This is a genomic window from Flavobacteriales bacterium, from assembly GCA_013001705.1.
Classification (GTDB): Bacteria; Bacteroidota; Bacteroidia; order Flavobacteriales_D; family JABDKJ01; genus JABDLZ01.
On sequence record JABDLZ010000163.1, the window covers coordinates 1 to 11,399 of the forward strand.

The following is an 11,399-nucleotide window of genomic DNA, read 5'->3' on the forward strand; positions in this document are numbered from 1 at the left end:
ATTACCTGCATCACAGTAAATACGCACTCTCCAGCGATATCGGGTATTTGGATTGATATCCGGGCGAATGTACTTGACCGGCCACTTGAACAAGTCCTTGTTCGGCTTGGTGCGCTTTAAGAGCAAGGTCGTATCACCATTGGTAATGGGAGTGTTGGTCACCAGATCACGAATAGGCCAGAACTCTATGTCGACCGCAGTATTGTCATCTGCAGAATACTTGACATCAGGTGTGTCCTTATACCATTTGACCTGAGCACGGTCGATATCCCCATCAGGAAATGGAACCGGCTGTTGGGACTTGGTCAATCCTACTGGAGCTGTGTCGGCCAGCGTGCAAGGAGCTGCACAGGCAGCGCAGGACTCGAAACAGACCATATCTACGATGGCATCTCCATTGACGTCCAATACCCTATTGGTGAATTCACCGGTTGTAAGCGTACACTCTTCGCCTCCAACTAATGATTCGTCATCTGCCCAGTTATTAATCTGGAACTTGTACTCGTTCTGCCCGGCAGGCATCAACACCGTACCGGTATAGGTTCCATCTCCATTGTGAGTAAGCATGTTGCAATCACCACACCAGCTGTTGAACTGACCACTTACGAACACACTGGAATCTCCAACGATCTCCGGACCTTCATATTGATTCATATCCACTGAAAGGGTGATGTTCCCTGGGTCTTGGGCCAGGTCACAGGTCACACAGGCCTGGAAACACACTTCGCCTACGATAGTATCACCATCGACCATCAATTGACGATTGATGAATTCTGCAGGAGGTCCGGTACATGGTTCACTTCCATTGAAATACTCTTGGTCCGCCCATTGGTTTATCTGGAATTTGTACTCATTCAAACCAGGACCCATTGCTACTGTAGTCGTATAGGTTCCGTCTCCATTATGGCTCATCATATTGCAGTCACCGCACCAATTGTTGAAGGCACCTGAAACGTACATGCTCGAGTCTCCGATAGTCTCAGAACCCGCATAGGTATTCATGTCGACCGTTAAAGTGACATTTCCTGGATCTGGACCTACACCACATGGAGAACATGAGTTCCAGCATACAGTGGTCAGGGTCGTATCTCCGGAGTAGGTCAGGTATCTATTGGTGAATCCAAAAGCGGATATTGTACACTCCTCACCTCCTACGAAGTTTTCTTGGTCTGTCCATCCGTTTACAGTGAATTTGTACTCAATGGTATCAGAAGTGACGGGAAATGTACCCGTATATATCATGTCGGCATCCGAGTCACCCAAGGTCCAGCAGGCGCCACACCAATCATTGAATGTTCCGTTGACATATACGTTGGAATCAGTCAATATCTCGGATCCTGTGTATCCTGACATATCCACACTGAAAGTGACCATACCACCTTGGGCATAGAATGTCGTGGCAAACACCACCATTAATCCTGTAAGTAGAGATTTCATATTCATGATTTGATTAGCAATTTGTCATATGTGAACGGACTTCCTCTTTAAGTCCGTGTGCTTGTGATGTGTTCAGTTCAAAACGTCCATTCAGGAGTCCTGAAGCCTTTGTCAAGAGCTTGACGAAGATAGACATTTTCAGCTACTTATGGTAAAAAGTACCATATATCTTATAGTATTTTGTACTATAACCACATATAGTTCTGATTATCAGTTTTTTGACTGTGGATTATTTTTCAACAGAGCAAGGTAATCGAGGACCTCTGTACCCCCATTCTAGGCCTATTGGACGAATAGCTTCTTCCTCTCGCGTTGGACTCCCGTGTCGAATTCCACCACATAGACTCCTGAGCTCAATTGCCTGGAAGTCTGGAGCCGTGTGAGTACGCTTCCCCGAATCACCGGAACGGATTCTTCGATCAATACCTGACCATTGATATTGAAGACCCTGATCTGAATGGTCTTATTTGGGACTTTAAGACCATCCGCTCGCACCCAGAACTCTCCATCTACTGAAGGATTGGGATAGAGGGACCAATCCCATAAGCCATTCAAATCCTTCAGCTCCCCGGATTCATCCACATACATCCCAGGAGGAGGTGTATAGATATTGGTCTCCGGATCGAAGTCGGGAATATTGAAGATCTTGACATCCGACCAAGGAGTGACCGGTCCATCCCCGTAATTGCAATAGCATCTCACACGCCATTGGTAGCGGGTATTGGGGACGATGTCCGGACGCTGGAATTTGAGGGGCCATTTGAAGAGCTCCTTACCCACCTTGGTCCGCTGGAAAAGCAGCGAAGTGTCTCCATCAAGAATAGGTGTATTGCTAACCAGGTCCCTCACCGGCCAGAATTCAATGTCACAGGCTGCACTGTCAGCAATGCTATACCTCACCTGCGGAGAGGCTTTATACCATTTCACTTGGACCCGATCCACCACACCATCGGGGTAAGGCACGGGTTGGAAGGACTTGGTCAGATCCACCGGAGCAGTGGCAAAGTCCGCGCAGGGATCGCTGCCACATGCGGCATCCTGCACTCCGAAGAATGTCAAGGCTTTGTCAAAAGCGTCATTCCCTACTTCGATTCCGATCTTCCGACCGGGTATATCATCGGCCGGAGGATGGATCCCGCCCCAGATCCTCGACAGACCCGATTCATCGGCAGCATCCTGATAGGTGGCCCATTGCAAAACGACATCCACACTGGGTCCGTCCTCGAAGACCAAGAACTCATCTTCTGGCGCTAAGAAGGTCCCCATGCCGCCCGGGAAGAAGGGATCCCCGGTCAATCGCTCAAGTACCACGGCCGCAGCACGCGAATACGTAGAATGGCCAGAGATGTATCCAGCAAAGGGTGGAGTCACGAAGCTGGGACGCTGATAGGGTTCCCACTCTGCAGCCAATATCCAACCCACTCCTGCTTCATCCACATCAATGTTATTGATCGCCTCATGCCCTCTCCAAGCCATGACCTTGATCTCACCCACATGCTCATCGGCATCTCCTGCCAAGGGGTCACCACTTACAATCAACTCCACATAGCCCGGAATCAATTCGATTCCTCCGGGATGGTATGAAGTCGAATCCGGATAGGTACTCTGTCCTTTACCCGCCATGGCGCGTATGGCCGAGATGGGCCTCAGGTAATCGTACCAACCCTTGATACCCCACGCGGTCACAGCGGCATCGTGCATGGCTCCACCTAGGGCGAAATAGGATTTGACATCCCATTCCAGATCATCCAATACCGGCCCTGTACCTAGGAATCGTTTCTCCAATGAGTCATGATCGGAGACATAATTCATCAAGGTGAACCAGTGTCCAGGAGGAGTCTCACTATCGGGGCCATCGGCCCAGAATTCAGCCAATACACGTGCATAGTCTGCACGAGGCACCAGATTCTGTACATAGGCTTGTCCGGTAGACGGATTGACCGTGTGGCCCGGACTGGTCGTACCTCCGTTCAATTGATTGTAGAATGAGGGATACTCAGCTGGACTTACTGGAAGCACGTTCCTGTTTCCGATGGAAGCTGGAGAGATATCCCACATCACCCCATCGGTGGTATCCAAATGGGAAGACCAGAGCAAGGTGGTCATGAATCCCCATTTATATGCTTCAGAATCCAGTATCCCTGTGGTATCGATAAGAGGTGGAGTGCCCGGGTCATGGTAGACCTCGTAATCGAAGCCATCACGCATGAAGGTCTGCTTATCGGAATCATCCAAGGCAAAAGGGCTTACCTGACCCCATTCTGGACTTAGGAATTCCGGGGTGCTCCCGGGTATCTCGTTCCCACTCTGGTCGATGAAGAGTTCCAAGGTCAAAGGTTGCCAGCGATTCCAATCGTCCAGACTGTCGTTTCCGGGCAGATCCACGACCATGGGTGGATTGACCGGTTCATATACCGTATTTCCATAAGCCAGCTGCTCATTGGCTCCATCCTGCATGCCGAAGTCGATGATACACTGAGCGATATAATTCCCCAAAGCTGCTGGATCACCGGAGGTATAGTCCGGAGATATGACGGCCGGATCGAATCCCAATGAATCCATGTGCGCATCGTAGGCCTGTTGCAGAAGGTCGTATTCTGGAGAACCTGTGAATCTGTGCGACAACAAGCGATAGGCCATGTAGCTGATGGCTACTTCGCGGGCCGAGTCCGGGTCAGCAGGCTGTGGTACTCCCTCGAATGCACAGGTGAATCCATCCACGGTATTACCGAGTAGATAGGTGCAGGCCGAATCGCTGTAGACAGCCCAGGCATCCCACATTCCAATGGAGGTATGGAAAAGATTGCGCGCATGGACCGTAGGACGAGCGAAATCCCTACGTATCGACTCCAATAGCATCTCGTTCCATTGCCGGGCCACCGATCCGTCCAGCCCCACCACGGGAAATTCCACATCGGGTTGACACTCCGGGTCGGGATTAGTAGGACAGGGGTCGCAGGCATCGGGCAATCCATCCAGATCAAAATCGGCAGAATTGGTGACGAGGTCGCAGTTGTCATTCATAAAGACGGCATAGCCATTACAGCCTCCCGAGATGAAATCCATCAGGCCGTCCCTATTGATATCCAAGAATCCCAGATCATAGCTATTGGTGGCCCAGTCATAATTGCCTGCGCTGTAGGTGTCCATAAAGACTCCATTTTGATTGTCGAGCAATGCCAGTTTCCGTCCGGATTCACACGGAGGTATATCAACATCCACGTCAGACACGGCCACATCCAGATCACCGTCCAGATCCAGGTCTGCGGCATGTACATTTCCTCCAAATCCCCCGAGACCATTGGTCACATAGGTGATGGTATAGTAGATCAGCGAATCGACCAGCGTAGAATCCACCGTGACCAGATAGTCGGCACCGTCATCGACCACAAAAGCATCCAGTTTACCATCCTGGTCATAATCGGCCACCTCGAACATATAGGGAGAGAAGGGTGCGATGTTCTGCCAATTCTGATAATAGCCATTGCCTTCATTGAATAGCACGAAGAGTCCATTGTCATTCCAAGGCTCTACGGCATAGAGCGTAGATACCTTGAGAATATCCTGATCACCGTCCCCATCGATATCCACAAGTTGACCGGATGTACCGAAGGCCGAGTTCCTCAGGTCTCCGAGTCGTGCCTGACTCTCATCACTGAATACTCCATTTCCGTCATTGATCAATAGCCAATCCTTGGCAATCCCACCACTTGCATTCTGCTTGTAATTGACCAAGTAGATATCCTCATCCAGATCGCCATCCACATCGCCTCCCCATACTGCGCAGATGAGCGGTGTGTCATCCGTCAACAAGGGAAATCTAGAGGCGCTTTCATCCACAAGTCCGAGCCAATTCCCATTCACATCCTCCCCTTGATTGCTGTAGTACTGAGGTTGTTGACCGAAGGTGTTGGCCACGATTACATCCAACCAGCCGTCTCCATCGAAATCATCGATGTAGAGGTCGCGAGCAAAGGTCTCGGTTGATAGGAACTCGGGTACGAAGGTCGAAGTACGGTCTACCAGTACCCCGTTCTCATTCATGAGCAGTAGATCGGTCTTTGCGCCTTCGGTACTGATGGAGAAGGGTTCCTTGCGGCATACGATGACATCCTCCCAACCGTCATTGTTCAGATCCGCTACAGAGATATCCTTCTCTTCGTCATCACTCGTAGCTACAGTGGTCAGTACCAAGCGTGATTCGGTCTCATCCCTCCAGTCGAGCCACTGCGCAGAGAGCGGTATATCGAAGAGAAGAAAGAAAAGGGTGGAATACAGGAAGATTTGGCGCTTCATGGTCGAAATAAAAAATGAATATACAGGCTAGGTCGGGTCTATGACCCTGAGCCAAGCTTCTGCAAATGCCCTCACTGTGAATCCTACGGAAACAGAATCAATGAATCTGTATCAGGCTACGATCCTGAGAATAGTCCGAGTCCAATTCCAAGATATAGGCTCCCGGAGCCAGGTCGTTCTCTAGTTCCAATCTGAGTCTGTTACTTCCCTTCTGAATAGTCGTATGATCCACGAGTACCGTTTTCCCGGAGAGATCGAAGATGCGGACCTCTACCTGTGATTCTTTTTCTTCGAAATAGTCGATGGCGATGGTCAGTCGGCCATCGGTCACCGGGTTGGGGAATATCTTGAACTCGATGAGTTCCGAAGCGACATCCTTGGTCGCTGACCAATCCAGCGCTCCCGGCACGATACCAGTGGAAGGATCGAAGTTCGGAGTGTTGAATATCTTCACCTCACTCCAGGGAGATGGCAGACCATTCCCATCATCACATGCACATCGTACCCTCCACTTATAACGGGTATTGGGATCCACATCCGTCCGGGAATATTTGACCGGCCATTTGAACAATTCGCGACCTGGTTTCCTCACCTTGCTCATGGGTATGAGCGAGGTATCTGCTCCTATGATGGGGCTGTTATCGATCAGATCCTTCACGGCCCAGAACTGGATATCACAAGCAGCCTCCTCTTCTATGGAGAAGCGTGTTTCCAGAGAATCCTTGAACCACTTCAGTTGTACACGGTCCTGCACTCCGGCCACGGGGTTATAGGATTTCCTCAATCCGCTAGGAGCTTTACTGAATGCAGAACAGTCCATTTGATTCTCGAAGTATGAGATCGCATGACCAAAGGCATCTATCCCGATCTGCTCTCCCATCCGTCTACCATTCAGATCATCGGCTGGTGGATGGATACCTCCCCATATGCGTGATAGGCTGGTCTGATCGGAGGCATCCCTGTAGGTGGCCCATTGCAGGGTCACATCCATGCTGGGACCATCCTCAAATACGAGGAATTCATTCTGTGGGCAATGGAATTCACCCATTCCACCTGGGAAATACTCATTGCCTGTCATGAGGGTCATGACTTCAGCAGCGGCCCGGGAAAAGGTCGAGTGTCCAGAGACATATCCTGCAAAAGGCGGAGTCACGAAGGTCGGTCGCTGGTAAGGCCACCAATTCTCAGCCAAGATCCAGCCCACACCGGCCACATCCGTATCCTCATTCTCGATATAGTCTGGACCTCTCCATGCATAGAGTTTGATCTTGCCCACATGCTCTGCGGAATCACCAGCTAGGTCATCTCCTTCCTCCACCACTTCGATATATCCTGGAACCAATGGCAATCCACCTATATGGTAATTGGATAAGGTCGTATCCGTGCATTGTCCCAGATCGGCCATGCCGCGTATGGCTGAGACTGGGCGCAGGTAATCGTACCAACCTTTCAATGACCAGGCGGCAATAGCGGCATCGTGCATGGCACCTCCAAGGGCCAAGTAAGCCTTCACATCATATTCCAAGGGGTTCAGATCCTCTCCCTGCCCCATCCATTTCCGTTCGAAAAGCGGATGATCACTCACTTCGTTGTAGATGGTGAACCAATGTCCCGGAGGGGTCTCACTATCCGGACCATCGGCCCAGAATTCGGCCAGTACTCTGGCAAAATCACCTCGTGGGACCAACTGGGGGTCATAAGGTGATCCGGTCACAGGATTGATGGCACGCCCTTGGCTCGCATCTCCCCCATCCAAGTAGTGGTAAAAGTCTTCATAATCAGCGTAGTCCGTTGGCATGGAATCGAGTTCGAAATTCCCTGCAGCAGCCGGGCTGATATCCCACATCACACTATCGCTGGGATCCAGGTGTGCCGACCAGACAGAGACCAAAGAGAATCCCCATTTGTATTCTTCCGATTGCAGTCCTCCGCTATCGATATCGATGTACGGTGGGGGTCCTGGATCATGCCATACCTGATAGGTCCCATCCTCACGAATGTGAGTCGCACGCAGTGAATCATGCATGGCAAAGGGAAGGACATCTCCCCACTCCGGACTGAGGAAAGGTGGTGTGAATGGCCAAGGATTTCCGGATTGATCGATGAACAAGGTCACACTCACCGGCTGCCATCGATTGAAGTCTGTGAGATTAGGATTGCCTGGATCCGGTGTGAAGATGTCCTCATTGACCGGGAAATAGTGGGCATTGGCATATTCTGCAGCTTCACGTGCTCCATCCTGCATCCCGCCAGTGATCAATTCTGTCGCCAAGTAGTTTCCCAATGCTGCGGGATCACCGGTACTGTAGTCCGTAGAGGTGAATGAAGGGTCGAATCCCAAGTCGGCCATCAATGTATCGATCATCGCCATGATCTCTTCATCCTGCGGGGCATCGGCATATCTGTGTGAGATCAAGCGATACATGGCATAGCTCATGGTCTCTTCTTGTGCCGCTTGCTTGTCTGAAGGATGTGGCATGCCTGTGAATGGGCAGGCATAGTTTCCGAGACTGTCTCCTAGGAAGTACGGTTGCACACCATATTCATAGGCCGCCCATGAATCGAACATGAGGATGGCCGCGTGATATAGATTACGTGCGTGTATCGTAGGGCGTGCAAAGTCACCCCGAATGGCGTCCAGGTTGGCTTCATTCCACTGGCGAGCGACCGAATGCTGTGCATGGGAAAGTCGGGGTGAAAAGGACAGGAGGGTTATAGACACGATGAATGCCCATCGGAAGGAGGAGGATAATCTCATTGCATGAATGTTGAGTCGACAAATAATCCCTTTTGTTCGACTAGTGGTTGGTTTTCCTAGTCAAATATAAAGGCCATAAAGCTCCATGTCCAGATTAGGCGAATAAAAAAAGCCCTCCCCAATTCATGGGAAGGGCTCTGATACTCTTTGTTCACGGTCACTTCACCACGAACTTCTCGCGGTAGATCTGCTCATCCACCTCTACGGAGATGAAATACATACCGGTCACCAGGTCAGATTGGAAAGTGAGTTCCATTCCACGCGATGCTTCCTTCATGGAGATCAATTCAGCATGGATGAGCTTGCCGGAAAGATCCACGATGCGGACGTATGCCATGGCTGTACTCACATGCTCTATATCCAGATCCAATGTGATGGCTTGTCCATCATTGGGGTTGGGGTACACCGCCAGTTCAGCATCGCTTACCAAGGATTTGATATCCGATGATTCATCGAACATGCCTGGAGGTGGGGTATAGATTCCCGTTTCTGGATCGAAGTCAGGGGTATTGAAGATCTTCTCCTCACTCCAAGGACTCACCCTGAAGTCTCCTTCTTGACACTTGGTGCGCACCCTCCAGCGATAGCGGGTATTTGGCTCGATATCGGGTCGTTGGAATTTCACCGGCCACTTGAAGAAATCCTGCCCGGGTTTCACGCGGTCTGCGATGACCGAGGTATCTCCATTGGTAATAGGTGTGTTGGTGACCAGATCACGGATCGGCCAGAACTCGATATCCAATGCTGCATTATCCTCAGCGGTATATCTGACCTGGGGAGAATCCTTGTAGAATTTCACCTGCACCCTATCGATCACTCCATCAGGGAATGGGACCGGTTGCTGCGACTTGGTCAGATCCACCGGAGCGGTATCGAATAGCTCACATGGGTCGGTCACTGTTCCGCAGTCCACGGTAGCGATCCAACCCTGTTCGATCACGCTCGCATCGCTATCGAATACGATGGTCAGACACCCGTTGCTCGCGGTGAACATATCCCCTGCTTGCAAGAGACTGGTCGTATCCGAAGGAATTCCTCCGTCACCGTCCAATTCTCCACATAGGGTCTGGGCCAATACAGGAGAACTCGTATCCGGACCGTCATAGATCGTCAAGAAATCCCAGCATCCATCCTGGATTCCCACACCTACAGTATTCACCTCGATATCTACGAGGGTGAAGGTGATAGAGACATTGGCCCCCGGATTATCCGGGCATATGTTGTAAGTGATCAGTTCATTGTCCTGATAGGTTCCGGTCGTGTTACCGGAATCGGTGAATGGATCTCCCTCACAATAGCTTTGCTGAGTATTGAATGAACCGAACACCCAGGCGCTGTTATCCACTCCATTCGGACAGTTGGACCTCACGTAGTAGTCATAGGATGAGTTGGATTCCAATCCAGAGATGGTATAGCTGGTGGTATTCAGACCAGGTACTACAGTGCCATTTCCTTGGATGAATCCGGCTGGACCGTACTCGATATCCCAACTCGTGGACTGCCCATTCTCATTCCAGGAGACTGTGGCCTCAGTGGTTTCTGCAGTGGCGGTGAGATCAGAGGGTTCTGCACAGGCCGGTGGAGGAGTACACTCCATGGAGAGAACGAAGTTTCCTTCAGAGCCTGAGTAGCCATGTACCAATATGAAGTACTCCACTCCTACCTGCGTATCGAAATCCAGCAAGGAGGAGAATCCAGAACATTGACTGGTGAAATCATCTATCCCTGCAACGCAGGTCAATGAAGCACAATCACCCGAATAGACTCTGAGCTTGGTGTCATAATCCGTACTACCGGGAGTGATCCCTCCATCGTTACAGGTAGAGAGTTGTATCGCGTCCCCTGTACTTCCAGCAGGAGCTGAAGGATTGTCCGAGTTCTGTCCGGTAAAGCGATACCATACGCCTCCTCCTGTGCCGGCAGATGTCCCACAAAAGCCGGGATCGGGAGACTCCACGTTGGCCCCGATGGTGGTGCCGCTCACTGTACCACCGCAGGCGATTGGCAGGGCTCCACTGCACTCATCGTTACAAATAGCGCTCTCGGTCACACCGGCAATGGTCTGGTCGCAATAGGCAAAGCCTGTGTGCTCTATCGTGATAGCGACTTCTTGCCCGAGTGGGTAATTTCCTAGAGAGTGTTCTCCCACTCCATAATTCCCGATGAAGGTGGCGGTGCCATCCACGGTGGTGAATACATCGTAATCCGGTGCATCGCCATCGTCACCGATAACAATGGTGATGTCGAATATGCCATTATCACAATCCGGAGTAGTGGTCACAGCCACTGTAGGAGCCGTGCAGCAGGAAGTGCCGTCAGCGGTGATGCCGGAGATAGCTCGGTTACAGGCCGGATCTCCAGGATACTCGACCAGCACATCCACAAATGAACCGATGGCATAGGTCCCGATAGCCAGATCACCGGGTGCCACCAAAGGATAGAAGGTGGTGTCGGTCTCCGAAAAGACGGTCACATTATAGAAGGTGGTATCGCCATCAGCACCGATATTGATCGATGCATCGAATTCACCGGTGCTGCAGTTCTCTACTACCGAAGAAGTGACGGTAGGTGCCGTACAATTCAAAGCGGAGAAGGAATACGCTGCAATACGCGTAGACCAATCGCTGCTCGGGTTGTAATTGCTTGTCCCCCAGAAGGTGATCCCATCTGTAGGATCGACATCCAGTGAATTATAGTCCCCATAGCGGTTGCTTCCATTGGAACCGCTTCCCTCCACGATAGAAACTTCGGCCAGTGTCATCTGACCCAGTGGGTCATTGGCCAAGCGTCCGGTATAGCGTATACCTGGGAAGGTGGATGAACTGGTGACATTATAGAAAAGGGAGATATCCCCTACTTCATTCATCGCTATCCCGGCCATGAATCGGCTGTCGGTATCGGGTGAGTA

At 51.0% G+C, this 11,399-nt stretch carries 4 protein-coding genes; all 4 read right to left on the reverse strand.

Annotated features, from left to right (window positions below):
• On the reverse strand, positions 1 to 1,437 hold a 1,437-nt coding region (locus HKN79_06760; GenBank protein ID NNC83260.1), incomplete at its 3' end, for a hypothetical protein.
• A gap of 282 nt (positions 1,438 to 1,719) precedes the next feature.
• Complete coding sequence (locus HKN79_06765) at positions 1,720 to 5,733, reverse strand: T9SS type A sorting domain-containing protein (protein ID NNC83261.1); 4,014 nt, start codon at positions 5,731 to 5,733, stop codon at positions 1,720 to 1,722.
• A gap of 97 nt (positions 5,734 to 5,830) precedes the next feature.
• On the reverse strand, positions 5,831 to 8,491 hold the full coding sequence (locus tag HKN79_06770) for a T9SS type A sorting domain-containing protein (protein NNC83262.1): 2,661 nt from the start codon (positions 8,489 to 8,491) through the stop codon (positions 5,831 to 5,833).
• A gap of 157 nt (positions 8,492 to 8,648) precedes the next feature.
• On the reverse strand, positions 8,649 to 11,399 hold a 2,751-nt coding region (locus tag HKN79_06775), incomplete at its 5' end, for a T9SS type A sorting domain-containing protein (GenBank protein ID NNC83263.1).